Source organism: Altererythrobacter sp. (assembly GCF_050299635.1).
In the GTDB taxonomy this organism is placed as follows: Bacteria; Pseudomonadota; Alphaproteobacteria; order Sphingomonadales; family Sphingomonadaceae; genus Erythrobacter.
The window spans coordinates 120115-145801 of sequence record NZ_JBNKWF010000007.1 but is presented as its reverse complement, the minus strand read 5'-3'; the positions used below and the strand labels follow the sequence as shown (position 1 = coordinate 145801).

At 61.3% G+C, this 25687-nt stretch carries 25 protein-coding genes and 1 tRNA gene; 13 read left to right on the top strand and 13 right to left on the bottom strand.

The features are described 5' to 3' along the window. A partial coding sequence (msrA, locus tag ACQY6C_RS05645) for a peptide-methionine (S)-S-oxide reductase MsrA (RefSeq protein WP_427965923.1) occupies nt 1-446 on the bottom strand: 446 nt, incomplete at its 3' end. Nucleotides 447-556: 110 nt separating this feature from the next. On the opposite strand from msrA, the gene aguB reads away from it, so the two are divergent. From aguB to ACQY6C_RS05630, 3 genes are all read left to right on the top strand, one after another. Further along, a complete protein-coding gene (gene aguB, locus ACQY6C_RS05640; RefSeq protein ID WP_427965920.1) occupies nt 557-1420 on the top strand; it encodes an N-carbamoylputrescine amidase in 864 nt (287 codons plus the stop codon). A gap of 9 nt (nt 1421-1429) precedes the next feature. Next, complete coding sequence (folK, locus tag ACQY6C_RS05635; protein ID WP_427965918.1) at nt 1430-1918, top strand: 2-amino-4-hydroxy-6-hydroxymethyldihydropteridine diphosphokinase; 489 nt, start codon at nt 1430-1432, stop codon at nt 1916-1918. 63 nt (nt 1919-1981) lie between these two features. Further along, a tRNA-Lys gene (locus tag ACQY6C_RS05630) sits at nt 1982-2057 on the top strand. 15 nt (nt 2058-2072) lie between these two features. Here ACQY6C_RS05630 and ACQY6C_RS05625 read toward each other — a convergent pair. Then, the gene (locus ACQY6C_RS05625; protein ID WP_427965937.1) at nt 2073-2852 is read right to left on the bottom strand and encodes a FadR/GntR family transcriptional regulator; all 780 of its coding nucleotides are present in this window, start codon (nt 2850-2852) and stop codon (nt 2073-2075) included. A 118-nt stretch (nt 2853-2970) separates the two neighbouring features. On the opposite strand from ACQY6C_RS05625, the gene manD reads away from it, so the two are divergent. After that, on the top strand, nt 2971-4179 hold the full coding sequence (manD, locus tag ACQY6C_RS05620; protein WP_427965915.1) for a D-mannonate dehydratase ManD: 1209 nt from the start codon (nt 2971-2973) through the stop codon (nt 4177-4179). Between the two features lie 15 nt (nt 4180-4194). Here manD and ACQY6C_RS05615 read toward each other — a convergent pair whose 3' ends face one another. The 4 genes from ACQY6C_RS05615 to ACQY6C_RS05600 are packed head-to-tail and all read right to left on the bottom strand — an operon-like array spanning nt 4195 to nt 7336. Next, complete coding sequence (locus ACQY6C_RS05615; protein WP_427965912.1) at nt 4195-4923, bottom strand: alpha/beta fold hydrolase; 729 nt, start codon at nt 4921-4923, stop codon at nt 4195-4197. A 16-nt stretch (nt 4924-4939) separates the two neighbouring features. After that, a complete protein-coding gene (locus tag ACQY6C_RS05610) occupies nt 4940-5650 on the bottom strand; it encodes a glutathione S-transferase family protein (RefSeq protein ID WP_427965910.1) in 711 nt (236 codons plus the stop codon). Further along, complete coding sequence (locus tag ACQY6C_RS05605) at nt 5637-6464, bottom strand: SDR family NAD(P)-dependent oxidoreductase (protein WP_427965908.1); 828 nt, start codon at nt 6462-6464, stop codon at nt 5637-5639. The genes ACQY6C_RS05610 and ACQY6C_RS05605 overlap by 14 nt, the downstream gene beginning before the upstream one ends. Further along, the gene (locus tag ACQY6C_RS05600) at nt 6464-7336 is read right to left on the bottom strand and encodes an amidohydrolase family protein (protein ID WP_427965905.1); all 873 of its coding nucleotides are present in this window, start codon (nt 7334-7336) and stop codon (nt 6464-6466) included. The genes ACQY6C_RS05605 and ACQY6C_RS05600 overlap by 1 nt, the downstream gene beginning before the upstream one ends. Before the next feature lie 300 nt (nt 7337-7636). Between ACQY6C_RS05600 and ACQY6C_RS05595 the strand changes: the two genes are divergently transcribed. The 4 genes from ACQY6C_RS05595 to ACQY6C_RS05580 are packed head-to-tail and all read left to right on the top strand — an operon-like array spanning nt 7637 to nt 10915. After that, a complete protein-coding gene (locus ACQY6C_RS05595; protein ID WP_427965903.1) occupies nt 7637-8662 on the top strand; it encodes a zinc-dependent alcohol dehydrogenase family protein in 1026 nt (341 codons plus the stop codon). Nucleotide 8663: 1 nt separating this feature from the next. Beyond that, nucleotides 8664-9206, top strand: a complete 543-nt coding sequence (locus ACQY6C_RS05590; protein ID WP_427965900.1) for a VOC family protein — start codon at nt 8664-8666, stop codon at nt 9204-9206. A gap of 39 nt (nt 9207-9245) precedes the next feature. After that, complete coding sequence (locus ACQY6C_RS05585) at nt 9246-9785, top strand: 2,4'-dihydroxyacetophenone dioxygenase family protein (RefSeq protein WP_427965897.1); 540 nt, start codon at nt 9246-9248, stop codon at nt 9783-9785. 14 nt (nt 9786-9799) lie between these two features. Further along, entirely contained in the window at nt 9800-10915 is a 1116-nt protein-coding gene (locus ACQY6C_RS05580; protein ID WP_427965894.1) for a Rieske 2Fe-2S domain-containing protein, read from the top strand. A gap of 136 nt (nt 10916-11051) precedes the next feature. Here ACQY6C_RS05580 and ACQY6C_RS05575 read toward each other — a convergent pair whose 3' ends face one another. The 6 genes from ACQY6C_RS05575 to ACQY6C_RS05550 form a co-directional block, all read right to left on the bottom strand. Next, the gene (locus tag ACQY6C_RS05575; protein ID WP_427965891.1) at nt 11052-13154 is read right to left on the bottom strand and encodes a PQQ-dependent dehydrogenase, methanol/ethanol family; all 2103 of its coding nucleotides are present in this window, start codon (nt 13152-13154) and stop codon (nt 11052-11054) included. A gap of 154 nt (nt 13155-13308) precedes the next feature. After that, nucleotides 13309-15888, bottom strand: coding sequence for a TonB-dependent receptor (locus tag ACQY6C_RS05570; protein WP_427965889.1), 2580 nt, complete (start codon nt 15886-15888; stop codon nt 13309-13311). 285 nt (nt 15889-16173) lie between these two features. Then, the gene (gene ndk, locus ACQY6C_RS05565; RefSeq protein ID WP_173212263.1) at nt 16174-16596 is read right to left on the bottom strand and encodes a nucleoside-diphosphate kinase; all 423 of its coding nucleotides are present in this window, start codon (nt 16594-16596) and stop codon (nt 16174-16176) included. A gap of 114 nt (nt 16597-16710) precedes the next feature. After that, on the bottom strand, nt 16711-17211 hold the full coding sequence (locus ACQY6C_RS05560) for a hypothetical protein (protein ID WP_427965886.1): 501 nt from the start codon (nt 17209-17211) through the stop codon (nt 16711-16713). A 115-nt stretch (nt 17212-17326) separates the two neighbouring features. After that, nucleotides 17327-17767: a DNA polymerase III subunit chi gene (locus tag ACQY6C_RS05555; RefSeq protein WP_427965883.1), complete on the bottom strand. Its 441-nt coding sequence runs from the start codon at nt 17765-17767 to the stop codon at nt 17327-17329. Between the two features lie 72 nt (nt 17768-17839). Then, nucleotides 17840-19300, bottom strand: coding sequence for a leucyl aminopeptidase (locus ACQY6C_RS05550; RefSeq protein WP_427965880.1), 1461 nt, complete (start codon nt 19298-19300; stop codon nt 17840-17842). Nucleotides 19301-19413: 113 nt separating this feature from the next. On the opposite strand from ACQY6C_RS05550, the gene ACQY6C_RS05545 reads away from it, so the two are divergent. From ACQY6C_RS05545 to rsmA, 5 genes are read left to right on the top strand one after another with little or no spacing between them, the layout of a single operon-like run. Next, complete coding sequence (locus ACQY6C_RS05545; protein WP_427965878.1) at nt 19414-21690, top strand: LPS-assembly protein LptD; 2277 nt, start codon at nt 19414-19416, stop codon at nt 21688-21690. Then, entirely contained in the window at nt 21691-21822 is a 132-nt protein-coding gene (locus ACQY6C_RS05540) for a hypothetical protein (RefSeq protein ID WP_427965875.1), read from the top strand. Nucleotides 21823-21878: 56 nt separating this feature from the next. After that, entirely contained in the window at nt 21879-23162 is a 1284-nt protein-coding gene (locus tag ACQY6C_RS05535) for a peptidylprolyl isomerase (protein ID WP_427965936.1), read from the top strand. Further along, a complete protein-coding gene (pdxA, locus tag ACQY6C_RS05530; RefSeq protein ID WP_427965872.1) occupies nt 23159-24190 on the top strand; it encodes a 4-hydroxythreonine-4-phosphate dehydrogenase PdxA in 1032 nt (343 codons plus the stop codon). The genes ACQY6C_RS05535 and pdxA overlap by 4 nt, the downstream gene beginning before the upstream one ends. Continuing rightward, on the top strand, nt 24183-25004 hold the full coding sequence (gene rsmA, locus ACQY6C_RS05525) for a 16S rRNA (adenine(1518)-N(6)/adenine(1519)-N(6))-dimethyltransferase RsmA (protein WP_427965869.1): 822 nt from the start codon (nt 24183-24185) through the stop codon (nt 25002-25004). The genes pdxA and rsmA overlap by 8 nt, the downstream gene beginning before the upstream one ends. On the opposite strand, the gene ACQY6C_RS05520 is transcribed toward rsmA, so the two are convergent. After that, entirely contained in the window at nt 25001-25681 is a 681-nt protein-coding gene (locus tag ACQY6C_RS05520) for a D-Ala-D-Ala carboxypeptidase family metallohydrolase (protein WP_427965866.1), read from the bottom strand. The two genes, rsmA and ACQY6C_RS05520, sit on opposite strands and share 4 nt — an antisense overlap. Between the last annotated feature and the right edge of the window lie 6 nt (nt 25682-25687).

The following is a 25687-nucleotide window of genomic DNA, read 5'->3' as shown; positions in this document are numbered from 1 at the left end:
TCCCAATATTCCTGGTGGTAATCCTCTGCCGGATACCAGGTCGCTGGCCCCTCGATCGTGGTCACGGCCTGCTGGCCCGGATGCTCTGCATTCCAGCGCGCAATTGCCGCCTCGGCATCGGCGCGGTCGAGATCGTCACTGAGGAAAATCGCGCTGCGATATTGCGTGCCGACATCATTGCCCTGGCGGTTCAGCTGCGATGGATCATGCGTACCCATGAAGACATCGAGGATCTCGGCGAGCGCAATCGCATCAGGGTCAAATGTCACCCGGATCGCTTCCGCATGGCCACTATTGCCGCTGCACACTTCGCGATAGGTCGGGTTTTCGGTCGATCCGCCAATATAGCCGCTTTCGACTTCGCTCACGCCCACCACATCGCGGAACACCGCTTCGGTGCACCAGAAGCATCCGCCGGCGACTATCGCCTGTTTGTTTGTATTCATCTGCATGGCCTCATTTTCGTGACAGATAGGTCGGACGTTACAGATTGTCATCAGGCCCAAGCGGCTGCGCGCGATGGACTTGCCGGCGGCAGGCGAATAAAGGCGGCGGCATGAGAGAGATCACTGTCGCCGCCCTGCAGCTCGCGCTCGGACGCGAGGATGAGGCTGAGAACATTGCCGAGGTTTCCGCGCTGGTCGAACAGGCCGCGGCGAAGGGCGCGCAGGTGGTGCTGCCACCCGAACTCTTCTCCGGCCCCTATTTCTGCAAGGTCGAGGAGGAGGCGCTGTTCGCGCTTGCGCGGCCCACGCTCGATCATCCTTCCGTCATCGCCATGCGCGGGTTGGCGGCGAAGCTGAAAGTGGCGATCCCGACCAGTTTCTTCGAACGCGACGGGCATCACTATTACAACACGCTCGCCATGATCGGGCCCGATGGCGAAGTGATGGGCACTTACCGCAAGAGCCACATTCCCGACGGGCCGGGCTATGAAGAGAAGTTCTATTTCCGCCCCGGCAATGATGGGTTCAAAGTGTGGGATGTCATGGGAACCCGCATCGGCGTCGGCATATGTTGGGATCAATGGTATCCCGAATGCGCGCGGGTAATGGCGCTGATGGGGGCAGAGCTACTGTTCTATCCCACCGCGATCGGCTCCGAACCCTATGACGTCGATCTCGACACCAGCCGCATGTGGCAGCGCGCGATGCAGGGGCATTCGGTGTCGAACTGCATGCCGGTCGTGGCTGCCAACCGGATCGGGGTGGAAGGCGAAACCGGCAGCGACCAGGCCTTTTACGGCCACAGCTTCATCACCGACGAATGGGGCGACAAGATCGAGGAATTCGGCGCAGAAGAAAGCGGCGTGCTCATCGCCACGATCGATCTAGACCGGGCCGCCAGACACCGCGCGGGCATGGGCTTCTTTCGGGATCGCCGCCCGCAACTCTATGGCCGAATCTGCGAGGATATCTGAGCAGCGCCTATGAGTAGCGTCTATCTCGTCGCGCTGGGTTCCAACCGGCGGCACCATCGCTACGGCTCGCCGCGTGCCGTGGTGCTGGCGGCGATGGAGGAGCTTGCCGCGCTTGGCACGGTGATGGCACGCTCGCGGGTTGTCTCGACAGCTCCACTGGGGCCTGCGCAACGGCGCTTTGCCAATGCCGCGGCGCTGGTCGAAAGCGAGCTCGATCCGCAGGCGATGCTGGCGGCGCTCCAGCGGATGGAGCGCGAGTTCGGGCGGCGGCGCTGGCGGCGCTGGGGCGACCGCGTACTCGATTGCGATATTGTGCTGTGGAGCGAGGGCGCGTGGCACAGCGAAGACTTGCAGGTGCCGCATCCGCAGTTCCGTGCACGCACTTTCGTGCTTGGTCCGGCGGCAGAGATCGCGCGCGGCTGGCGCGACCCGGTGAGCGGGCTAAGCGTGGCGCAACTGTTTGCGCGCTTGACCCAGCCACGCCCCGCCCCTAGGTGAGCCACCGCGCCACCCAGTCGCTTGGCCGGCGGGGCGGCATACAGCCACATTTCAAGGCTATGTGGGCCCGTAGCTCAGTCGGTAGAGCAGCTGACTTTTAATCAGCGGGTCACAGGTTCGAATCCTGTCGGGCTCACCACTTTTCGCAATGGCTCTAGATCGAACTGGCCTTTGTGTACCTCTGCCGTTTCGATTCGAGATCGGCTCTCACGGTTTCGATGGTTTCTTCCTCGATCGCGAACAGGAGATGTTCGATCACGGCCGAGAGGTGCGCGCGCATTGCCTGCCGTGCCCGATTGGCGTCGCGCGACCTCAGGGCCGCCACGATCGCCAAATGCTCATCGACAACCGGCTGCACATTGGCGGTGCGCGCTTTCTCCAACAGTAGTGCACATTCGGGCGAGGCGGACCGCATTTCCCACAGGGAGCGGACAACCTCTTCGACTGCCTTGTTGCGCGATGCCCGCGCAACGAGTTTGTGGAACGCCTCGTCCGGCGCTTCACCCCTTCCATCTCGCCGGTTCGCGGCAGAAATCTGGTTGACCAATTTGTCCAGCTCGTCGAGTTCATAGTCGGTGATGTGGAGCGCGGCGAGTGCGGCGGCTTCGCCTTCGAACAGGACGCGCGCCTCCATCAGTTCAAATGCGCTGACATCGAACTGCGGTTCTGCACCGTGGTCAGGCAAGGCGACGACATAGGCGCCCGAGCCGATCCGGACTTCAACCAGACCCAGGACCTCAAGCGCCAGCACCGCTTCGCGTATGGCAGGACGGCTTACCCCGTGGATAGCAGCCAGTTCGCGTTCCGCCGGCAGCCTTTGCCCGATCGCGTAGAGACCCTTGCGAAGTTCGGACAGCAAGGCCCGCGCGACCTTCTGATAGAGGCGTTCGCCGCTGATCGAATCTCCCCGGCCCCCATCGATTGGCCGCCCCATGGCATTCTTGAATGGCGAAGCTCTGGACATCGAAATACCCTTTTAGGTCTGACCAAATTGGTATAACCAATATTCACATCCAATGTCTGGAAATCAAGCTTTGGCTCAAGGTGAATTCATGAAGATCGAAAATGCACGCGTCATCGTAACCTGTCCCGGGCGCAATTTCGTGACCCTGAGGATCGAGACCGATCAGGGCGTCCATGGGATCGGTGACGCAACGATCAACGGGCGCGAGCTGTCGGTGGTGTCCTATCTCGAGGATCATGTGATCCCCTGTATCCTGGGCAAGGATCCGCGCCGGATCGAGGATATCTGGCAGTATCTCTATCGCGGTGCCTATTGGCGGCGCGGGCCGATTACCATGCGCGCCATCGCGGCGGTCGATGTGGCGCTGTGGGACATCAAGGCCAAGATGGCGGGAATGCCGCTTTACCAGTTGCTCGGCGGCAAGAGCCGCGAGCGGGTGATGGTCTATGGCCATGCCAATGGCGACAATATCGAACACACGGTCGAATCGGTCGGTCGCTACATTGATATGGGCTACAAGGCGATCCGTGCTCAGACAGGCGTGCCGGGCATCAAGGACGCCTATGGGGTCGGCCGCGGCGACCTCTATTACGAGCCGGCCGATGCGCGACTGCCGAGCGAGACCGGCTGGGACACGCGCAAGGCGCTCAACTATGTGCCCAAGCTGTTCGAGAAGCTGCGCGAAACCTATGGCTTCGATCATCACCTGCTGCACGACGGGCACCATCGCTACACGCCGCAGGAAGCGGCCAATCTGGGCAAGATGCTGGAGCCCTATCAGCTGTTCTGGTTCGAGGATTGCACGCCTGCCGAAAACCAGGAGGCGTTCAAACTGGTGCGTCAGCACACGACTACGCCGCTGGCAGTGGGGGAGATCTTCAACACGATCTGGGATTGCAAGGATCTGATCGAGAACCAGCTGATCGACTATATCCGCGCGACCATCGTTGGAGCGGGCGGGGTCACGCATCTGCGCCGGATCGCCGATCTGGCAAGTCTCTATCAGGTGCGCACGGGCTGCCATGGGGCGACCGACCTGTCGCCGGTTACGATGGGCACGGCGCTGCATTTCGACACCTGGGTGCCCAATTTCGGCATCCAGGAATATATGCGGCACAGCGAGGAAACCGATGCGGTGTTCCCGCATGATTACCGCTTCGAGGATGGGCACCTGATCTGCGGCGAGACGCCCGGCCATGGCGTCGATATCGACGAGGAACTGGCCGCCAAGTACCCCTACAGCCAGGCATGCCTGCCGGTTGCCCGGCTCGAAGACGGGACCATGTGGAACTGGTAACGGACTTCTGGACGTCTAGCGGCTGGCGGCCTCGATCAGGGCGTCTGCCAGTTCGCGCGGGCGCGAGAGGAAAGGCGAATGGTCAGCATCCAGTGTAACGACCTTCGCGCCGGGCGACATCGCCTGCATCCGCCTCTGGCTCGAGATCGGGATCGTGCGATCTTCGGTGCATTCGATATAGGTCCGCGGCAGGCTGCCCCAGCGCTCGGGCGTGGGGTAGAGCCTGGTCGAACGCGGCCCATGGGGCTCCGCGACAAGCCGTTGCATGGCGGGTTCGACCAGTTCGGCAGGCGATAGCTGAGCGAAAACCCGTTCGGGATGCTCACCAGTGATCACAGTGCCGTGCCCGCCGGCGGTGGGCTGGATCAATGCGTCGAAGGCCGGGTTGGATTCCTCCATCGCCTTGAACTCGGCGCGCGACATGCCGCTCGGCATCATCATGGCGCAGATATAGACAATAGCGTCCATCGCTTGGGGATCGGACTCCGCCGCCTGCGTCACCACCAGCCCGCCGCGGCTGTGCCCGGCAAGCACGACCGGGGACTGGCTGGCCTTGCGGCATTGCTCGACAGTGAAATTGCCCCAGCCCTCGAGCGTCACCGCGCCCAGTTCCTCTTCATTGCCGCCCATGCCGGGAAGGTCGGGGGCAATGACTTCATGCCCCTCCGCCTCAAGCAGGCGGCGAACTTCGTCGAAGCACCAGCCGCCGTGCCAGCTACCGTGGATCAGTACGAATGTCGCCATCGCTCAGGAGCCGTTCTCAGCGTGCCTCGCCGGTCCATGTGCGGAGAGCCGGATTGGTATGGTCGGGCATGGCGAGCGCTTGCTTCACGCCTTCGCGCGCATTCATCCGGTCGCGCCAATCGACCAGGCGGGGATAGTTCTTCGCGACCTCCAGTTCGGGGAACATGCGTTCGACCATCATCCCGCAATGGCAGAAGAAGTTGATGTCGGCGGTGGTGTACATCTCGCCTGCGAGCCACTTGCTCTTGCCGAGCTGGTCCTCGACCTTCTGGCAGGCATAGGTGATCTTGTCGGTCGCATTCTGCAGGTCTGCCTCGGAGAAGCCCGAACGCGCCGTCTTCCACTTCTTGCGCTGGTCTGGAAGCGGGATCTTCTCGACGAGCTTCTCGAAATCGCCGCTTTCGATGTTTCGCGCGATGACGCCGATCATCCGATGCCAGCCATGCATGGAGACATGGTTCATCACATGTTCGTCGACGAATTTGTTCCAATAGCGCATTCGCGCCTTCCCAACCGGATCATAGGGACGCAGCGGAATCTCCGGGAAAACGTCTTCGAGATATTCGTTGATCACTGTGGTGTGCGTGATGATCGTGCCATTGTGGTCAAGCACCGGTACCTGGCCTTCCGGATTGACCTTTATGAACCATTCGGAATGCTGTTCGAACTTGTGCAGGTCGACATAGACACTCTCGAACTCGAGCTGCTTTTCCTTAAGCGGAATCATGGACTTCAGGGAATTCGCGGCCGGTTCCGCGTGATAGTATTTCAGTGCCAAATTGCCTCTCCCAATATTCTATACCTGCAATGTTTCCATGATGCCGCCGTCCACCGAAAGCGACTGGCCGGTGATGTGGCTGGCGCGATCGGACAGGAGGAAGGCGGCTGTCCGCAAGCTCGACCGGCAGGCCGAGCCTGCCCTGCGGCACTTTCGATGCGAGGTGATCGCGTGCGTCTTGAGGCACCTCGGCCATCATCGACGTGTCGATGAAGCCGGGGATCAGGCAGTTCACCCTGATCCCTTGCGGTGCGAGTTCCAGCGCGGCAGCGCGCACGATGCCAAGCAGCGCGTGTTTCGACGCGACATAGCCAATATTGTTGGCCATCCCGCGAGCGCTCGCCAGGCTGCCGGTGGCCAGGATCGCACCGCCGCCATTCGCTGCCATCGAACCAGCAAGGTGGCGGATCGCCCAGAATGCGCTGGCGGCGTTGACCTGCATGAGCTGGTCGAATTGCTCATCCGAATAATCGCCGATGGGGTGGAAACCGCCGCCTACGCCCGCATTGAGGAACAGCCCTGAGATCGGACCGTTCTTCGCGCTGGCAGTATCGAGTGCGGCGAGAAGCCCGTCCTTGTCGCTCACATCCGCCGCGGTGAAGCCCGCGCCTTGACCAAGCTCCTGCGCGATGGCGGCAAGCACTTCGGCCCGGCGCGCGATCAGCGTCACCCTTGCCCCGCGCGAATGAAGCAGCCGCGCGCTCGCTTCACCGATGCCGGAAGAGGCACCGGTGATGACGATGTGGCGGCCGCCGAAATCCATCAGGCAAGGCCGAACAGTTTGGCTGCGTTGTCCTTCATGATGAGCGGCAGGACATCGTCCTTGAAGCCGACATCCTGCGCCGCCTTGATCCATTTGTCCGGGTGGATCAGCGGAAAGTCGCTGCCGAACAGCATCTTGTGGCGCAGTTGCGTGTTGGCATATTGGATGATCTGCGGCTGAAAATATCTGGGGCTCCAGCCCGACAGGTCGATGAAGACATTGTCCTTGTGCAGCGCCATGGAAAGGCTCTCGTCCACCCAGGGCCAGCTTGGGTGCGCGAGGATGATCTTCATATCGGGAAAATCGACCGCGACGTCATCGACCAGCATGGGCTGGCCGTATTTGAGCTTCACGCCGCCGCCGCCGCGCATTCCCGTGCCCATACCCGAATGGCCGGTGTGGAAGATGGCGGGCAAACCGTATTCCGCGATCACTTCATAAATCGGATAACCCATCCGGTCCGCCGGATCGCAGTTCTGCATGATGTGGTGGAACTTGAAGCCCTTGACGCCATAGTTCTCGATCAGGTCGCGCGCTTCGCGAGCGCCCAGCTTGCCCTTGTGCGGATCGATGCTGGCGAAGCCCATGCAGATATCGCTGTTTTCCGCGGCGAACTCGGCCACTTCGTAGTTCGAGACGCGCTTGGCCCCGATCCCGCTCTCGCAATCGACCGTGAACAGGCAGAAGGCGATGTTGGTCTCGCGGTAGAGGTCCGCGATTTCGGGCATCTTGGGCCGTTCGCGCGGTGCCTTGAAATAGGCGCTGGCTGCATCGAAGAATTTGCCCATCACCGCATCTTCCGGATCGTGACAGGAAACCTCTGCGTGCACATGCACGTCGATGGCGCGGATTTTGTCGATGTCGATTGGCATGGGGTCCACTCTTTGCCTTGGTGAGGGTGGGGCGGCACCGTGCCGCCCTTCCTTCCATCAGACTTGCACGATTACAGCTTCGCTGGCGAGACTGGCCTTGCGTGGCCGATTGTCACCAACTCTGTCATCGCGAACATCCTTTCCCAATGATACGGTCCCTGAAATTGGACTCGTTCCTAAAATTTGTTAGTAATACATACAATCATGATCTGCCGTTGCAACCGCAATTGGCTGGCTGGATGTGCCGCCAGTGGCCGGGACGGCATCGCGACAGGTCAAAAAGGGAAAGGACGGCCATTTATGCTTCGCTGGGTCATATCCGAAGGGGGCGACAGTCTGGACGACATGCGTCTGGACAAGATCGAGCCGGATTCTCCAGGGTCGGGGGAAGTGCTGGTTCGCGTCCGGGCCTGCTCGCTGAATTATCGCGATCAGGCGATCATGACGGGCAATTACTTTGGCGGGCGGGTCTATCGCGACCAGGTCCCGCTGTCGGATGGCGTGGGCGAGATCGTCGAGCTGGGCGAAGGCGTTACCGGCTTTTCCGTGGGTGACCGCGTGTCCAGCACCTTTTTCATGGACTGGGAAGATGGTCTGCCCAATCCGGCGGCCGGTCCGGCACTGGGTGCGCCACCCGCGCCTGGAATGCTGCAGGAACTGGTCGTGCTGCCCGCCCATGCGCTCATCCCGATGGCGAAAAGCCTGAGCTTCGAACAGGCCGCCTGCCTGCCCTGCGCTGGCGTGACGGCCTGGAACGCGCTGATGGAGGGGCCGCGCAAGGTGGGGCCGGGCCGCAGCGTGCTGGTGCTGGGCACGGGCGGAGTCTCGCTGCTGGCGCTTCAGATCGCCAAGGCTGCAGGTGCGACGGTGATCGCGACTTCATCATCCGACGAGAAACTTGAGCGCGTGCGCGCCCTGGGGGCCGATCACACGATCAACTATCGCGAGACGCCCGACTGGGGTGCGCGTGCGGCCGAGCTTTCTGGTAACGGCGTCGATCATGTGGTCGAAGTAGGCGGAGCGGGCACGCTCGCCCAGAGTATCGCTGCGGTCGGCTTCAATGGAGAGATTGCGCTGATCGGCGTGTTGACGCGCGCAGGCGACACAAGCCCGCACGGGTTGATGCTCAAGGGTGCCTCGATCCGGGGTATCTTCGTCGGTTCGCACAAGATGGCGCGGGATCTCAACGATCTGATCGACCGTCACAATATCGAGCCTGTCGTCGATCGTGTGTTCCCGGTCGAAAAGGCGCTGGACGCCTATCGCTACCAGGCCTCGCCCGATCTCTTTGGCAAGGTGGTCATTTCGCTGAACGGAGACGAGTAGGATGGATCGGCTGGGGTGGGGGCAAAAGCTCGGCGCTGTCGCGCAATTCGCCTATGTGGTCGAGGATCTCGACCAGGCGATAGGGCACCTCATCCGCGATTGTTCTGCCGGCCCCTTCTTCGTGATCGAACATTTCCTGCAGCCGGGGCAGGTCTATCGTGGGCAGGAAAGTACAGCCGATCTGCGCCTTGCGATGGGCTTTTCCGGGCAGAGCTGGATCGAACTGATGCAACCGCTCGACGATCACCCGTCGATCTATCGCGAAGTGATCGAGCAGCGCGGCTTCGGCCTGCATCACCACGGCATCGCCTTCGAGGATTGCGAGGCCGTGCTGGCGCAATACCAGGCGCGCGGCTGGCGCGAAGCCTATCGCTCGCCGGTCCCGACGGGCGGGGACGTGATCTTCATCGAAAGCGATGAGCCCTCCGCTGCACCCTTTCTCGAACTGCTGCCTGCGAGCCCGGCGATGGACGCGCATTTCACCGGCTTCTGGAAGGCCGCGCAGAATTGGGATGGGTCGGACCCGATCCGGCCATTCGCCTAGGAGAAATGTGAACACCACAAAACAAAGGGAGAGAATGCCATGGCAACCACAATGAAAGGCCCGCCGTCGAACCTGGCCGAGATCGTCGACGTGGGCTTTCCGTTCAAACATTATGTCGACCGGCTGAGCCCGGGCGGGCGCTATATCGACGCGCAGAGCGATGTCGACAGCCCCTGGGTTCCCTTCGGCGACAACGCTGCGATCAAGCACCTTGCCTTCGACGTGCGGCAGGGCATTTTCTCCAACATACTGTGGGTCAAGGAAGCCGCAGCGATCGGCACGCACCTCCATCGCGGTACGATCGTGATGGTCTGCCTGGAAGGGACAGTCCGCTATCTCGAATATGACTGGGTGGCGACGCCGGGCGGGTTGATCCTGGAAGTGCCGGGTGAAAGCCACACGTTGGTCACCGAGAACCCCGAGGGCTGCAAGCTGTTCGGCTGGATGCAGGGGCCGATCGAGTTCTACGACGAGAATGGCGAGAACCCGTTCACAGCCGATGTGTGGTGGTTCATCGACCACTATGAAACCTATTGCCGCGAGAACGACATCCCGATCAACGAGAAGCTCTATCTCTAGGAAGGGGGCGTGCGATGTATCTCAGGAATGCTTGGTATGTTGCGTGCTGGGCTCATGAGCTTGGCGACGCGCTGGAAACGCGCACGATCTGCGAACTGCCGATCTTGCTTTACCGCAAGACCGACGGGGAAGCCGTCGCTATCGGCGATCTCTGCCCGCACCGTTTCGCCCCGCTTCACATGGGGCGGCGAGAAGGGGATAATGTCCGCTGCATGTATCACGGTATGCTGTTTGGCGAGAGCGGCAAATGCGTGGAGAATCCGCACCATGGCGGGGTGATTTCTCCCAAGATGTGCGTCCCCAAATATCCGGTGGTCGAGAAATACGGACTGATCTGGGTCTGGACTGGCGATGCCGAGGCGGATGAAAGCCAGATTCCCGACTTTGGCTGCTACAGCGCATCGGGTTTCAAGACGATCCACGGCATGATGGACGTGCAGGCGAATTACCAACTCATCACCGACAACCTGCTCGATCTGACTCATGCGGATTTCCTCCATGACGGCACATTGTCGAGCGAGGCAATTACGACCAGCAAGCTGGAAACGCTGGAACAGGGATCGACCGTCTATGCCAACCGCTGGTGCCCGGACGGGGATCCGCCCCCGGTATGGGGTCAGTTGATGGAAAGCCAGATGGGAATGAAGCAGGACCAGCGAATCGATCACTGGCTCTATATGCGCTGGGACGCCCCGGCTCACCTGCTGCTCGATGTCGGCATCTCGCCGGTGGGGAAGCCGCGTGAGGACGGTGCCTGGGTCTATACCGGGCACCATCTTACTCCTGTCTCACCCACGCGAACGCTCTATTACTGGACGGTGGTTCGCAATCACGGGGTCGATGATCCCGATGTCGAGAAATTCTGGCAAATGTCGATCGAATATGCCTTCGGGGTTCAGGACAAACCGATGATCGAAGCGCAGCAGGCAGCGATCGGCACCTGCGATATCGACGAGTTGGGGCCCGTCGCCATTCCGGCCGATCTTGCCGGCGGCAAGGCTCGGCGCAAGCTGATGCAGCTTATCAAGGGTGAGGAGCGGGGCGAACGGCCAAGGCCGGGTGCGTCACCGCTCGATGAATTGCTGGCGCGGAGCGCCAAGAGTGCGGCACCCGTATTGCCGGTAGTTTGACGATCACAACATTCGCACAGGTCTAGACCTGTGCCTCCGCGCCGTGGGGCCGGCCGATCACGACAAATCTGGCGGGCTCCTGCAACCTTATGGCAATGGTGCGCGGCTGATGAAGGCCGGCGGCAAGGGCGGAGGGCTATTTGCCTTCCAGTGCCTTGTCCTCGTTGGCACGCTTGATCAGATACTGCCGGATCGCTTCGGCATCGTCCGCTGACAGAGCCGATTTGAACGATACCATGCCGTTGTGCTGCAACGCCCCGTCGATCACCACCGAGCGGATCGCGTCGGCAGAGCCGATCGCTGCCGAATGCCGCAGGTCGGGGTTGAGAACGCCGCCCACTGCGGCATCGCCATGGCAGACCGAACAATAGCGGCCATAGAGCGCACTACCCTGCAAGACCTGCTCCTCTGTCCCGCTGAAGGCAGGAGGATCGAGCACCATCTCGCTCAGCGCCGGCGGCGCGGGCAACTCGCCCTTTGCGCCCAGCTTGAACACCAGCAACCGGCTGATGTTGCGGACATTGCCCTTGTTGGCGACGACCCCGGTTGCGACATCCCAGACCCCGCCCCATCCGGCCATCACGGCAACATATTGCTCACCGTCGATCGAATAGGTCATGGGCGCAGCGATCACGCCGGTCTGCGCGCCGAAGGACCATAGCTTGCTGCCCTTGTCAGCACTGAAGGCGGCGAAATTACCGAAAGCATCGCCCTGGAAGACGAGATTGCCCGCCGTTGCCAGCGTGCCGCCGTTCCACGGCGCGGGATAGTCGACGCGCCAAGCTTCCTTCTGGGCAACCGGATCCCAGGCCACGAGCGCGCCGGTGGTGGCCGAGAGTGCTGCCGAGCGCACGCCCTTGTCTGCAGGCATGGCAACGCTGGCAAGGTCGACACCGGTTTGGAAACCGATGTCCGAAGCCTCCCAGTCCTTGGCGCCGAGATAGGGGAAGGCCGAGATATTGACCGGAATGTAGACCAGTCCTGTGTCGCGGCTCATGCTCATGGGTTGCCAGCTATGTGCGCCGCCGGGGCCCGGCGTGCCGATATAGGGCGTATCCGCCTCGTCATAGCGAGCAGCCGGATTGATCTCGGGCTTCCCGGTCTCCGGATCAATGCCAAGCGTCCAGCTTTGCGGAGCGAAGCTGCCAGCGGAGATAAATTGGCCGGTCGCGGCGTCAAGAACGTAGAAATAGCCGTTCTTGGGCGCGTGCAAGGCGACGTGGCGCGTCTTTCCGTCGATCTCCAGGTCGGCGATCGTGATCTGGGCGTTGCTGTCATAATCCCAGCGGTCTTCCGGCGTTTCCTGGAAATGCCAGCGATACTCGCCGGTATCGGCATCCACGGCCACGATCGAGCCGGTATAGAGGCTGTCGCCCGCCCCGCGGTCATTGGCGCCTGGATTCCACGGTTCGGCATTGCCGGTGCCGAACAGAACCAGATTGGTGGTAGGATCATAGGTGATCGAATCCCACACGGTGCCGCCGCCGCCCAGCTTCCACCATTCGCCGCTCCAAGTATCAGCGGCTTTCTTCATGGCGTCATTTTCGAAGCCGTCCGCCGGGTTTCCGGGCACGGTGTAGAACTTCCACACTTCCTTGCCGGTCGCATGGTCATAGGCCGCGATATAGCCGCGCGCCTTGTATTCGGCTCCGCCGCTGCCGATCAGCACCAGCCCGTTGGCGATGCGCGGCGCGCCGGTGATGGTGTAGTCTTCCTGATTGGGAACGACGGTCTTCGCCCAGTCGACTTCCCCGGTCTTGCGGTTGAGTGCGACAAGCCGCCCGTCGAGCGTCGCGACATAAACCTGGTCGCCATAAATGGCGACGCCGCGATTGACCGCATCGCAGCATGCGCGAACCAGCGTGTCGCGCGGGACCTCAGGATCGTAGCTCCACTTGAGCTCGCCGGACTTGGCGTCAAAGGCGTAAACCTTGCTCCATGCGCTGGTGGTGTAGAGCGTGCCGTCATAGACAATCGGCGTTGCTTCCTGGCCGCGAGCGGTATCGAAGTCATATGACCATGCCAGGCCAAGATCACCGACCGTTTCGGCGTTGATCTGCTGGAGTGGAGAGAAGCGCTGCTCGCCATAGTCGCGGCCGTAGGTGAGCCAGTCGGAATCGGGCGCGCTGGCGATAAGGGCATCGGTCACACCTTCGGTGGCAAGTTCGGACCGATCCGGTGCACTATTGCACGAAGCAAGGGCAAGGGCCGCAGCAGCCACGAATGATTGAATGCGCATCAATTAAGTCTCTCTCTCCATCGCCGCGTTTTTTCCGGCGTTGCCTCATAGAATTGCGGGCAGGCGTTCATTCGTCAATCGCCGAACGGCATCGCCGTTCCAACAAGAGGCCGCCCCCGAAACGGATCGGGGGCGGCCTGATTGGACTTGTGGCCTAGAAGTCCTTGCGGACAGTCACGGCCCAGGTGCGGGGCAGGCCGGGAGCACCCGAAATCGTTCCGGGGCTAGCGAACTGCTCGTACAGTGACGTGAAGTAGTATTTGTCGAACAGGTTCTGCACTTCGAGGCTGATCGACCACGGATCGTCGTCGTTCTGCTTCCAGGTCAGACGGGCATTTCCGATGAAGTATGAGTCGATCTTGTTGCTCGCGATGACCGTCGGCAGTGGCCCACCGCCGCCCAGCGCAACCACGCCGGGGATCACCGGGTCCGTCACAACCGGGGTAGGCGGCGTGAAGGCCGTGGTTACTTCGACCCGGTCGTAATTGACCGCTTCGGTATAGACGCTCGACTGATAGGATCCGTCGAAGCGCGCAGAAAGCGTACCGGGGCCGACATCGTAAATGTCATACTGGATGCCGAAGCTCCATTTCCATTTCGGCGTGTACGGAGTGACCATGTCCAGCGTCACCGCGGTAGGGCCGGTTATCTCGGTGTATTTGAAGTCGAGATAGCTCAGCGCGCCGTCCATCGAGAGACCCTCGATCGGATTGAGCATGGTTTCGAGTTCGAAGCCCTTCACATGAGCCGCACCGACATTGTTCGGCTGGAGGCATGGCGCGGTCGGGCAGGCCGACAGCGTCAGGATGATGTCCTTGTAGTCATTGTAGAAGGCCGAAGCATTCAACCGGACTGCACCATCCGCGAAGTCCGACTTGAAGCCGATTTCGTAAGCGGTCAGCTTCTCAGGCTTGAACTCCTTCACCTGGTTGCGGCCGAACGGATCGGTGGGGCCGAAGAAGGGCCGCGGATTGAAGCCGCCCGAACGGAACCCGGTCGAGACCTGGGCATACATCATCAAGGCATCGGAGAAGCGATAATCCGCCGCAACGCGCCAGTCGAAATTGCTGTCCTTGAACGTCGGTGGCGAAATATTGTTCAGGCCGACGAGCAGGCAATTGGGATCGTTGCCCACCGCCGTCGGGCCCGCAGTCGGCGCCCCCAGGAAGAAGGCACAAGGCAGCGGCCCCGGCACTGTCAGGTCGGGGTTGCGACGGAAGAATGTGTAACTCTTCGTGTCCCAGGTGTTGCGAACGCCGACATTGATGTTGAAAGCATCGGTCGCGTGGAAGGTCGCATTGGCGAACAGTGCCTTGCTTTTTGCCGGCGTCGGGTCCGGGCCGTGAACGAAATCGATCCCGGCATAGTTCAGATCGACGCGCGCGGTCAGCGTGCCGTCGCGGTCGAAGTAGATCCCGCCAAGCGTGAAATCGACCATGTCATCGAAGGCCGTTCCATTCAGGCGCAGCTCTGTGCTCCACTGCTCGTTCTTGAGCACCTGGCGAAGCTGCTGGTTGGCGATCGGCGAGTTGTCGACATCCTGCGCCCAGTCCGACTTGAATTTGCGCCAGGCGTTGATCGAAGTCAGCTTCAGCGTATCCGACAGTTCGACATCGATTGTGGCTGTTATGCCGTAATTGTCGAGATGCTGGTGCGGATTGAGAATCAGTGGCTTGTAGGGCGCTTGAGTCGTGGGCTCCCTCAGATCCGCAAAGGTCGAATAAGTAACGAATTTGCTATCATATCCGGTCAGCGTGTCGCAGCTGTTCTGGCCGTTCGGCACGAAAGCGCAATTGCCTGGAATAGCGGAACCGTCGATCGTGCTGGCCAGCCACGGGATCCCGTCCGGCGTTATCGAAGCGTTGTTGTAGTAGAGCAGGACCGACGCGCCGGCTTCCGACCGGTCGCGCGAATAGTCGCCCGAAACATTGACTTCGACCGTGTCGGTCGGGAGCCAGCGGAGCGATAGCTTGCCTGCTGCGTAGCTGGTTCCGCCAAGTGTGCCGAGGACAGGGTTCGGCCCGACCGACTGCGTCGGCACGCCTGAACCCGGATGGGTCAAATCATAGTCGAGCCGCTTGACATAGCCATCGCGGTTCTTGGTTGCACCGGCAATGCGCGCGAACAGATTGTCGCTCACCGCAAAGTCCGCAAAGCCGCGAACATCGACGCGGTTGTACGAGCCATAGGTTGCCTGGATCGACCCGCGACCTTCGCCCGAAGGCTTGGTCGAAAACAGCTTGATCGCGCCGCCGATCGAGTTGCGTCCCGCCAGCGTGCCCTGCGGCCCGCGCAGCACCTCGATGCGCTCGATATTGGTCAGGTTCCAGTTCTGCCCGACCTGGCGTCCGAGATAGACCCCGTCGACGTAGACGCTGACGCCGGGGTCGGTGGTGATCAGGTGGTCCTGCAAGCCGATGCCGCGGATGAACAGCTTGGCGAAGTTGAAGTCGTTACCGAAGCTGATCGAAGGAACCAGTGTCTGCAGCGCCTCGATATTGCTGGTATTGGTCTCAGCCAGTGCCTCCGCACCAACCGCTGAGACCGACAGCGAGACATCCGACAGCGATTGTTCGCGTTTCTGCGCCGTGACGATGATTTCGTTGCCAAGTCCCCGTCCACCGTCACTGGACTCCTCCTGGGCCTGAGCGGCGACCGGCGCAATGGCAACTGCCAGTGCAAGGCCGGCACCACTGCTCCTCAGGCGTGAAGAGATTCTTTGAAATTCGAACATTGCAGGATCCTCCCAAATCTTGAATGATTGTTATTCCACGTTGCCTCAAACTTTGCCCCAAATGCGTGCGCACGACAACGCGCTTTTCTGCTTCATCTCCAGATTTTGTAGCCCAGAGAAACAAATCCTGTAGGATTGCGGAAGCTGCGAGTCCAGACATTCCGGCCTTCAGAGGGAGTATCAGCCTGCTGGTGAAGCTCGAATATGTACAGCAATCCCAACGAAAATGGGCCCCGCCGCATCGCTGCGACAGGGCCCACATGAGCTTGTTTTCTGGATCGACGTTTAGCCGACGATCTCTTCGGGCTTGAAGAAGAAGTCGATCTCGATCTTCGCGTTTTCGTCGCTGTCCGATCCGTGCACCGTGTTCTCACCGATCGAAAGCGCATAGGTCTTGCGGATGGTGCCTTCGGCCGCGTCGGCAGGGTTGGTCGCGCCCATGATGTCACGGTTGCGCGTAACGGCGTCTTCGCCTTCCAGCACCTGCACAACAACCGGTTCGCTCATCATGAAGTCGCACAGTTCGCCGAAGAAGGGGCGTTCCTTGTGGACCGCATAGAAGCCTTCGGCCTGTTCGCGGGTCATGTGAATACGCTTGGAAGCGACAACGCGCAGGCCGGCTTCCTCAAGCATCTTGGTGACGGCACCGGTCAGGTTGCGACGCGTGGCATCGGGCTTGATGATCGAAAATGTGCGGGTGACCGCCATGATAGTGTTCCTTGGAGATAGTTTGGATATCGGGGAGATTTCGGCGCGCCCCTAGCGCCGCAGGGAGGTAACTGCAAGCCCCGTCGCTGCAGGAGCAGGCACCGGGCGGAGCCGCTAATTGTCCTCCAGCTTCTCGCCTACCATTAACTGGCCCGTGGTTTTTCCATCGTCAGGGTGTGCGTTGAAGGAGAAGGTGTGCCCTCCCTCGCTTTCGCCGCCGATCATCTTGCCGTCATTCACCGTCATTTCGAGCGAAACGTCGATCCCCGCCGCTTCGGCCTGCTTGCGATAGAACTCCGCCAGCACCTCTGGTTTGGCCGAGCTTTCGAACAGGACCAGAGCTCCCTTGGAATCGCCCTGCGAAAAGGTGGTGTTGCTCACCACCTTTGCTCCCGGAAAGACGGTAAAGCCGTTAGGCAGATCGATTGCTACATCCGGACCCGACCGCATCGTGGCCGTTCCATCAGCGCCCGTGAAAGTGGTGGTCGCGCTCGCGCCGTCATGCTTGACGGTCATTGTCCCGCCATCGCCGTCATCGATCGTGATTGTGTCGCGATTGCCCGATCCGCAAGATGCCAGCAGCAAGCTGGCAGCGAGACTCACCGCAGCGCGCATTGCGCACTCTCCTCTCTCGTTCCATTGCAACCCAAGGGCCGTTACAGCCTTGTCTTGGAACGCTTTTATCATGGAACGAGTGAAGTTCCTAGGGCGTGTTGCAATTCGGCGCCAGCTAGCCTCCTGCGCGCCACCTGCCCTGTTCGTCCTGCTTGTGAATTTCGCGCGCTACATCCTCTTTTCCGTCAAGCTGGCGCCACAGCGCACGGGCAGCTTCGGTTTCGCTTGCACCGAAAAGGAGCAGTGCCCGGTCGAAACCGAGTGCATTTTCCCGCCATTGCCCATCAGCCAGCAGAATCATTCGCGCGCCATTGGCTGCTTCAGCCTCGCCCGAAAGCAGGATCGGCTGCTTGTCCGGTTGCGGATCGGAGGCTTCACCGTGGGCAAGGAATTCCTCAGAGCCTGCGCGCCACAATTCCTTGCTCAACAGCTCGCGCTGGGAAGCGTCACCACTGACAACCAGCAGCCGCTCGCCTGCTTGGAGAACCTTGCGCGCCAGCATTGCCACGACCCGTTCGACCGGATCGCGGCTCAACTGGTAGAAATCTACGCGCATATTTTCTGCCCTATCGCTCCGCTACTTGAGGGAATTGGCTCGCCCTATCGCTCCGCTACCTGAGGGCGGGACTCAACCCTGCACGGAAGTGCGGATGAAATCGTCGAGCAAGCGCACGCCGTAACCGGTCGCGCCCTTGTCCCAACTATGGCCGGGTTTGTCGGCCCAGACCATGCCCGCGATGTCGAGATGCGCCCAAGGCGTACCATCGTCGACAAAGCGCTTGAGGAACTGGGCTGCGGTGATCGACCCGGCAAACTTCGGTCCGATATTCTGCATGTCCGCGATCGGACTGTTGATCAGCTTGTCATAGGCAGGGGAGAGCGGCAGACGCCACAGCTTGTCGCCGGTGCGCTTGCCCGAGGCGAGCAGTTCGTCTGCCAGATCGTCATCATTAGCAAACATCCCGCCATGCTCATTCCCCAGCGTGATGATCATCGCGCCGGTCAGTGTCGCAAGGTCGACAATTCGTGCAGGCTTGAACTCGCGCTGGACCCAGGTGAGCACATCGCACAGCACCAGCCGCCCTTCGGCATCGGTGTTGAGCACTTCGATCGTCTGGCCCGACATGGAGGTCACGATGTCGCCCGGACGCTGCGCTTTGCCATCCGGCATGTTCTCGACCAGTCCAACCACGCCGACAACATTGGCTTTCGCCTTGCGCTTCACCAGCGCCAGCATCGTACCGACAACGGCACCGGCACCGCCCATGTCCCACTTCATGTCACCCATGCCCGGTCCGGGTTTGAGCGAGATACCACCGGTATCGAAGGTAACACCCTTGCCGACAAAGGCAGTGGGGGCATCGCCCGGATTGCCGCCCATCCACTTGATCGCGAGGATGCGAGAAGGCTGCTCGCTACCGAGGCCCACGCCCAGCAGCGCACCCATGCCCAGCTCTTCCATCTGGTCGTCATCGAGCACGACCAGTTCGGCGCCTGTCCCGGCGAAAGCCTGCTCGCAGCGATGTACGAAACTGACCGGAAAAACCTTGTTGGCCGGTTCGGCGACGAGTTCGCGGGTGAAATCCACCCCTTGCGCAACTGCATCGGCATCGGCCCAGGCCGCATCGGCCCCATTCGGCGCATTGATGACCGTGACCGAAGCCAGCGTCTTCTTCTGCTCTTCCTTCAGCTTGGTTCGATAGGCATCGTGCCGCCACGAACGAAGGCGCAGCCCGAGCAGAACGGAGGCGGCTTGCGCGGCATTCAATCCGGCCTGTCCAAGGTCGAGAACCATCGCTTCCTCGCCCGAGGTGAGATATTTCGCCGCTAGCGCAGCGCCCGCTTTCTCGAGGTTGATGCTGCGCCCCTTCGCTTCGGTCTCGCCCGCTCCCGCCAGGGCATAACGCACCAGCTTGCCGTGGTGCTTGACGAAACCTTCGAAAGTCTGCCCTGCTCGCCCGCTATATCGCGCCGCATCGGCGCCGTCTGAAACCGCCGCATCCAGTCCTTCGGGCAGGCAATCCCGATTCGTAACAATGGCGTGAAGACGGATGTCGCCGGGTGCGGTATCACTGAATTCGATTTGCATGAATACTCCAAGCATGATGACTGCTGGCGGCGGCGCGGATGATTTTCAAATCGCCTGAGCCGCCTGTACCAATGGCGATTGCGATTAGGCGCGAGCGGTGCGATAGGCAAGCCATGTCCCCGAAGCCGCAGACCTGCCTGCAAGCATCAGATGGCCGCTTGTGCCGCTCCGCTGCACTTGCGCTTGCATTTCTGTTCGTTGGAGAATTCGCCATATCCGCGCCGGTTGCGGCTCAGGATGTTCCGGAGATTGCGGACACGCCAGCGGTGGATTCCGCGGTATCACCCGATCGGGTGATCGAGTTCGAAGCCGATACCATCGGTTACGACGACGACCGCGATGTCGTGACCGCCAGCGGCAATGTCGTGCTGCGCAACCAGGACAGATCGGTCCGCGCCGATGAAGTGAGCTGGGACCGGCGCGCGGGTACGATCCTGGCCAAGGGTAATGTCCGCCTGGTCGATGAACGCGGCAATCAACTCTACACGGAAAGTGTCGAGCTGACCGACACGTTCGAAACCGGTGCGATGGAAGAGATGCTGCTGGCCTTGCGCGCGGGCGGGCGCATGGCTGCGCGATCGGGCGAGCGCGGGGAAGACGGAACGGTGATTCTGGCCGACGCCGCCTATAGCGCCTGCCCGGTTGTTGACGCCGATGGATGCACCAAGAAGCCAAGCTGGCGCGTCACCGCAAACCGCGTAATCTACGATCCAAGTCAGAACCGCATTCGCTTCAAGGGTGCGGTGCTAGAACTCTTCGGCGCACGCGTCCTGCCCATGCCCGGCCTTGCAGTTCGCACCGATGGGAAGGCCGTGTCCGGTTTCCTCGTGCCCGACCTGCGCATCTCGGAATCCAACGGCGTCGAAGTTAGCGGCAGTTACTATTGGCGGCTGGCAGACAACAAAGATCTGTCGCTGGGCGCGCATATCTACACTGAAGCCCCGCCGATGGTTAACGGGACCTGGCGCCACCTGACCGGCAAAGGCGCGTACCAGATTACCGGCTACGCGACACACAGCAGTCGTATCTCCACATTCACCGGGGTTGAAACGAGCAAGGCCGATCCACGCGGATATATCGCTGCCAATGGAAGGTTCCAGTTTACCCCTGAATGGAGCTTCACCGGTTCGGTCCGCTTGGCGACCGACCGGACATTCCTGCGCCGTTATGACATCAGCCGCGACGACCGGTTGCGGTCCACATTCAATCTCGAGCGGATCAACGATTCCTCCTACCTCTCGCTCGCTGGATGGGCCACGCAGACCTTGCGCCTGAACTCAAAGCAGGGACAGGTACCGATGGCGCTGCCCGTGCTCGATTATCGACGCCGCATCGACGACCCGCTGCTGGGCGGCAAGCTGGAACTGCAGGTCAATTCGCTCAGTCTCGTGCGCGACACCGGGCAGGATACCCAGCGCGTCTTTGCCGGTGCACGCTGGGACCTTAAACGGCTGACCGGATTGGGCCAGGTCGTTACGCTTACCGGGCTGGTCCGCGGCGATGTCTATCACACCGATAGTACGGGATTGACTGCGACAGAGATATACCGCGGCAATCCGGGGTGGGAGACGCGCGGCGTTGCGCTGGGCGCGATCGATGTCGAATGGCCCTTTGTCGGCGAGGCTTTCGGCGGAACGCAGGTCTTCAAACCGCGCCTGCAACTCGTGGCCAGCCCGCCGATCCGCAATCTAGCCGTGCCCAATGAAGATGCGCGCGCTATCGACCTGGAAGATTCCAATCTCTTCGCGCTCAACCGCTTTCCCGGTTACGACCGGGTCGAAGACGGTGTGCGGTTGACCTATGGTTTCGACTGGCAGCTGCAAAGACCGGGCTGGCGGGTCAAGACCACTGTGGGCCAATCCTATCGCTTTGATCGCCGTCCGGACATTCTGCCTGACGGTACCGGACTGTCAGAGCGCGTTTCCGATTTCGTCGGGCGGACGGAAGTGCGCTTCCGCGATACCGTGAAACTCACCCATCGTTTCCGGCTCGACAAGGATAGTTTCTCGGTGCGCCGCAACGAGTTCGACGCAACAGTGGGCAATGAGCGGACCTATGCCGAAATCGGTTACCTGCGGCTCAATCGCGACATCAGGGGGCTGGAAGACCTGCAGGACCGCGAGGAATTGCGCGCCGCCGTTCGCGTCGGCTTTGCACGATATTGGTCCGCATTCGGCTCCGGCGTATTCAACCTGACGGACCGCAACGAGGACCCTACGCTCACATCGGACGGCTTCGAACCGATCCGTACCCGGCTGGGCATCGCCTATGAAGATGACTGCCTGGAATTCGGCCTGACCTGGCGCCGCGACTATATCAACGCCGGCGATGCGCGGCGCGGCGATACGTTCCAGGTATTCTTCAGCCTGAGAAATCTGGGATTCCGGTGAGTGCAAGCCGTTGGCAGCCACACTTCGATGCGCTATCCGCGCTTCGGCAACTCAGCTACGGTTAAGCCGTTCTTCGCCATGCCGCATCGCAATACTGGCGCCATTCGCGCCGCAAATGGATTGATCGTGTGAAAATCAGAAGTCTTTCAAACGGCCTTGCAACACTTGCCTTGATCGCTCTTGCGACCATGCCCGCCAATATTTCAGCACAGTCGGCACCTGCTGCCGACGATCCGCTGGGCATTCCGCAAAACATCACGATCATGGGCCATGACGATCCCAATAATCGCACGGCGACCGCGATTGTGAATGGGCAAGTCATCACCGGCACCGATATCGATCAGCGTGTCGCGCTGGTGGTTTCCGCTTCACAGAACGAGATTTCCGAAGAGGAAATGAACCGGCTGCGGATGCAGGTGCTGCGCAATCTGATCGATGAAACTCTTCAGATCCAGGAAGCCAAAGCGCAAGAAATCGAGGTTTCGCAGGCCGAGATCGACCAGACCTATGCCCGCGTCGCCTCGCAGAACTTCGGTCCTGACATTGAAAAGATGGATGCCTACCTGGAGAGCATCGGTTCTTCACCGGCTTCGCTTAAACGGCAGATCAATGGCGAGTTGGCCTGGCAGCAGATCCTGCGCCGGAATATCTCTCCCTTCGTCAACGTATCCGAGGAAGAGGTCAACGAACTGCTCAAGCGGCTCGAGGCCTCGCGCGGCACGGAAGAATTCCGCCTTGGCGAGATCTACCTTTCCGCCACGCCGGAAAACCAGCAGGCGGTGGCCCAGAACGCGCAGCGCATCGTCGAACAGCTTCGCCAGGGTGGCAGCTTCGTCGCCTATGCACGGCAATTCTCCGAAGCCTCGACCGCTGCAACAGGCGGCGATCTGGGTTTCGTCCGGCTCGCACAGCTTCCCAGCGAACTGGCGACCGTGGCTCGTGAAATGCAGCCCGGCCAGCTGGTTGGCCCGATCCAGATTCCAGGCGGCTATTCGATCCTCTACCTGATCGACAAGCGGCAGGTGCTCGCTGCCGATCCGCGCGATGCTATCCTTAGCCTCAAGCAGATTTCGATCAGCTTCGCCGAAGGTATTTCAGAGGCCGATGCAGCGCAGAAGGTCGAAGCCTTCACCACCGGCGTAAGGGCCATGCGCGGTTGCGGCGATGCGGAAGGCGCGGCGCAGGCAATTGGCGCAGACATCGTCACCAACGACCAGATCCGCGCACGCTCACTGCCCGAGCAGCTTCAGCAGCTCGTGCTCAATCTGCAGCTCGGCCAGACCACTCCGCCTTTCGGATCGATCGAAGACGGTGTGCGGGTGCTGATGCTTTGCGGCCGCGACGATCCGCAGGTCGAATCCGGCCCGGATTTCGACACGCTGATGGGTCAACTCGAGGATGAGCGGATCAACAAGCGCGCACAGCGTTACCTGCGCGACCTGCGTAACGACGCCTATATCGAGTACCATTGAGCGCGACGCAGCCCCTCGTAGCGCCGGTCGTCCTCTCGATCGGCGATCCGGCGGGGATCGGCCCCGAACTGATCGCAGAAGCATGGCACCGGCGCACGAGCGCGGGCCTGCCGCCGTTTATCGTGACCGGCGGTGTGGAAGTCCTGCGCGCGGCCAGCACGGCGCGCGGTCTGGACGTGCGGATCACGCCCGTATCCGCGCCGAACGAAGCGCTTGAAGCCTTTGCAGATGGACTGCCTGTCCTTGCAGGTCTCGACGCGGAATACAGGCCGGGACATCCGGATCAGTCCGGAGCCGCACTGGCACTGGGCTCTCTCGAACACGCGACCGAGATTGCCATTGCCGGGGCGGCAAGTGCACTGGTCACCGCGCCCATTGCCAAGAGCGAACTGGGCAAGATCGGATTCGACTATCCTGGGCAAACCGAGTTCCTGGCCGATGCCTGCGACATGGCGGCGCGCGATGCGGTGATGATGCTCGCCGGGCCGAGCCTGCGGACCGTGCCGCTGACGGTCCATTGCGCACTGTCCGGCGTGCCTGGACTCATCAGCCACGATCTGATCTGCCACAAGGCGCGGATCGTCTCGGCATCCTTGGCGCGCGATTTTGGCATAGAGCGCCCGCGCCTCGCCATTGCCGCGCTCAACCCGCATGCGGGCGAGGATGGCAAGTTCGGCAATGAGGAAGCGCGCATCATAGCGCCTGCCATCGCCGCTCTGCGCGAGGAAGGGATCGACGCGACCGGCCCGCATCCTGCCGATGCCCTATTCGCGCCTCATGCCCGCAGCCGCTTTGACGCGGCGCTGTGCATGTATCACGATCAGGCGCTGATCCCGCTCAAGGCGCTCGAGTTCGACCAAGGCGTAAACGTCACCCTGGGCCTGCCGATTGTCCGCACTTCGCCCGATCACGGCACGGCTTTCGACATTGCCGGCAAAGACATTGCCGATCCGGGTGCGCTGATCGCCGCGATCCGCATGGCAGGGGAATGTGCGGCACGGCGGACTGCGCAAGGGGCACATGGCTGAGCTCCCCCCCTTGCGCGAAGTGATTGCGAAGCACGGGCTCAGCGCTTCGAAGGCGCTGGGACAGAACTTCCTATTCGACGCGCAATTGCTTGACCGCATTGCGGCGATACCGGGCGACCTTGAAGGTAGGGCAGTGCTTGAGATCGGACCCGGCCCCGGCGGGTTGACCCGCGCGCTGCTGAAAGCCGGCGCTCGCGTCACCGCGATTGAGATGGATCGGCGTTGCCTGCCCGCGCTGGCCGAATTGGCAGAGACCTATCCCGGTCAGCTCAACGTGGTCGAGGGCGATGCGCTCAAGATCGACCATGCCGAGCTGATGGGCGAGCCCTTCGCCGTGATCGCCAACCTGCCCTACAATGTCGGTACCGCGCTGTTTACACGCTGGCTCGGCGGTGAGGACTGGCCGCCGCAATGGACCTCGCTGACGCTGATGTTCCAGCAGGAAGTCGCGCAGCGCATCGTCGCGAAGCCAGGCACCAGCGCATACGGGCGGCTTGCCGTTCTGGCACAGTGGCGCGGCCAAGCGAGCTTGGCGATGAAAGTGCACCGCAGCGCCTTTACGCCGCCGCCCAAGGTGATGAGCGCGGTGGTCCATGTCACGCCGTCGGAATTGCCAGAGGGTGTCTCTGCGCGCATGCTCGAACGCCTGACTGAAGCTGCCTTTGGCCAGCGCCGCAAAATGCTGCGCCAGAGCCTGAAGGGCGTTCCCGGTGCAGTCGATGCGCTTGAGACGCTCGGGATCGATCCGCAGCGCCGCGCGGAAACGCTGAGTGTCGAGGAGTATATTGATCTGGCTAGAACTCTGTCCCTCTAACGGAACAGACGGCAACCGCTGCTTTCAGCATCATAGCTATAGCCCCAGCTGCGATAGCCATTCGTATCGATATGGAACCGTCCCGCCTTGCCAGGTATGTCCAGTCTGAAATAGGCCCCGAGCCCCATCCTTTTGCCCGGTCCCAGATCGGACTGCAATGCACAAAGCCGACGAAACATCTCGCGCTTGTCTTGCTGCTCCGGCGCAATCAGGTCGAGGGCATGGAAGCCCAGATGCTTGCTGCGGCTTGCCCCGCCGATACAGCTATTGAATTGCTGCGTGCGATAAGATGAGATGACTTCCAGCTTGCCCAGCTCTGGAATCACCCAGTCGCGCAGGAGTTCAAGCGGCGGAACGATATTGTTCCATTTGCTGCGCGGCGGTAACAGAAATTGCGGTCGCTCGCATGGGCGCCTGAGGTTGGCGTCGGTGCGCAGCAATTGCCAATCGGGCACGACACCTGAGACATCCTTCTCGGCGAGAAATTGCGAGAATTCGCGAAAACCTTCGCGATTGGCCGGGTCTTCGCGCAACCATGCGGTGAAGGCTTCTTGCGAATAGGGAACCGGCCTGCCGAAAGCGGCGGCCAAGCCGCCACCTCGCTCGCGGGCATAGTACCATCCTGCCACGGCCACGGTTGCAAACAGCAGGATGAATACAAGGACTCGGCGCGTCATGCGCCC

Bases quoted from the DNA above. Each gene is read 5' to 3' on its own strand.
- folK (WP_427965918.1), top strand. From the start codon at position 1,430: ATGAGTAGCGTCTATCTCGTCGCGCTGGGTTCCAACCGGCGGCACCAT.
- ACQY6C_RS05550 (WP_427965880.1), bottom strand. From the start codon at position 19,300: ATGCAAATCGAATTCAGTGATACCGCACCCGGCGACATCCGTCTTCAC.
- ACQY6C_RS05610 (WP_427965910.1), bottom strand. From the start codon at position 5,650: ATGATTCCGCTTAAGGAAAAGCAGCTCGAGTTCGAGAGTGTCTATGTC.
- ACQY6C_RS05535 (WP_427965936.1), top strand. From the start codon at position 21,879: ATGCCCGCCAATATTTCAGCACAGTCGGCACCTGCTGCCGACGATCCG.
- rsmA (WP_427965869.1), top strand. From the start codon at position 24,183: ATGGCTGAGCTCCCCCCCTTGCGCGAAGTGATTGCGAAGCACGGGCTC.
- ACQY6C_RS05625 (WP_427965937.1), bottom strand. From the start codon at position 2,852: ATGGGGCGGCCAATCGATGGGGGCCGGGGAGATTCGATCAGCGGCGAA.
- ACQY6C_RS05615 (WP_427965912.1), bottom strand. From the start codon at position 4,923: ATGGCGACATTCGTACTGATCCACGGTAGCTGGCACGGCGGCTGGTGC.
- ACQY6C_RS05560 (WP_427965886.1), bottom strand. From the start codon at position 17,211: ATGCGCGCTGCGGTGAGTCTCGCTGCCAGCTTGCTGCTGGCATCTTGC.
- ACQY6C_RS05595 (WP_427965903.1), top strand. From the start codon at position 7,637: ATGCTTCGCTGGGTCATATCCGAAGGGGGCGACAGTCTGGACGACATG.
- ACQY6C_RS05545 (WP_427965878.1), top strand. From the start codon at position 19,414: ATGTCCCCGAAGCCGCAGACCTGCCTGCAAGCATCAGATGGCCGCTTG.
- ACQY6C_RS05590 (WP_427965900.1), top strand. From the start codon at position 8,664: ATGGATCGGCTGGGGTGGGGGCAAAAGCTCGGCGCTGTCGCGCAATTC.
- ACQY6C_RS05600 (WP_427965905.1), bottom strand. From the start codon at position 7,336: ATGCCAATCGACATCGACAAAATCCGCGCCATCGACGTGCATGTGCAC.
- ACQY6C_RS05555 (WP_427965883.1), bottom strand. From the start codon at position 17,767: ATGCGCGTAGATTTCTACCAGTTGAGCCGCGATCCGGTCGAACGGGTC.
- ACQY6C_RS05585 (WP_427965897.1), top strand. From the start codon at position 9,246: ATGGCAACCACAATGAAAGGCCCGCCGTCGAACCTGGCCGAGATCGTC.
- aguB (WP_427965920.1), top strand. From the start codon at position 557: ATGAGAGAGATCACTGTCGCCGCCCTGCAGCTCGCGCTCGGACGCGAG.
- ACQY6C_RS05605 (WP_427965908.1), bottom strand. From the start codon at position 6,464: ATGGATTTCGGCGGCCGCCACATCGTCATCACCGGTGCCTCTTCCGGC.
- ndk (WP_173212263.1), bottom strand. From the start codon at position 16,596: ATGGCGGTCACCCGCACATTTTCGATCATCAAGCCCGATGCCACGCGT.
- ACQY6C_RS05575 (WP_427965891.1), bottom strand. From the start codon at position 13,154: ATGCGCATTCAATCATTCGTGGCTGCTGCGGCCCTTGCCCTTGCTTCG.
- ACQY6C_RS05520 (WP_427965866.1), bottom strand. From the start codon at position 25,681: ATGACGCGCCGAGTCCTTGTATTCATCCTGCTGTTTGCAACCGTGGCC.
- ACQY6C_RS05580 (WP_427965894.1), top strand. From the start codon at position 9,800: ATGTATCTCAGGAATGCTTGGTATGTTGCGTGCTGGGCTCATGAGCTT.
- manD (WP_427965915.1), top strand. From the start codon at position 2,971: ATGAAGATCGAAAATGCACGCGTCATCGTAACCTGTCCCGGGCGCAAT.
- ACQY6C_RS05570 (WP_427965889.1), bottom strand. From the start codon at position 15,888: ATGTTCGAATTTCAAAGAATCTCTTCACGCCTGAGGAGCAGTGGTGCC.